The organism is Streptomyces diversicolor (assembly GCF_057537855.1).
Genome location: NZ_BAAJXA010000143.1, coordinates 1 through 785 on the forward strand (window position 1 = coordinate 1; position 785 = coordinate 785).

The window sequence follows — 785 nt, forward strand, 5'->3', positions numbered from 1 at the left end:
GTGCTGCTGGCGGAGGCGAACCAGTGGCCGGAGGACGTCGTCGACTACTTCGGGGACTACCGCACCGGCGGCGACGAATGCCACATGGCCTTCCACTTCCCCGTCATGCCCCGCATCTTCATGGCCGTACGCCGCGAATCCCGCTACCCCGTCTCAGAAATCCTCGCCAAGACCCCCGCCATCCCCGCCCACTGCCAATGGGGCATCTTCCTGCGCAACCACGACGAACTCACCCTCGAAATGGTCACCGACGAGGAACGCGACTACATGTGGGCCGAATACGCCAAAGACCCCCGCATGCGCGCCAACATCGGCATCCGCCGCCGCCTCGCCCCCCTCCTCGACAACGACCGCAACCAGATCGAACTCTTCACCGCCCTCCTGCTCTCCCTGCCCGGCAGCCCGATCCTCTACTACGGCGACGAGATCGGCATGGGCGACAACATCTGGCTCGGCGACCGCGACGCGGTGCGCACCCCCATGCAATGGACACCCGACCGCAACGCCGGCTTCTCCTCCTGCGACCCCGGCCGCCTCTACCTGCCCACCATCATGGACCCCGTCCACGGCTACCAGGTCACCAACGTCGAAGCCGCCATGTCCTCCCCCTCCTCCCTGCTCCACTGGACCCGCCGCATGATCGAGATCCGCAAGCAGAACCCCGCCTTCGGACTCGGCACCTACACCGAACTCCCCTCCTCCAACCCCGCCGTCATCGCCTTCCTGCGCGAACACGAGGACGACCTCGTCCTGTGCGTCCACAACTTCTCCCGCTTCGCCCAGCC

Annotated in this window: 1 protein-coding gene; it reads left to right on the plus strand. The window is 66.5% G+C overall.

Annotation, left to right across the window (positions count from 1 at the left end):
- Positions 1–785 (plus strand): alpha-amylase family glycosyl hydrolase (locus AC27LF_RS45545; protein ID WP_479665234.1); only part of this gene is annotated, 785 nt, incomplete at both ends.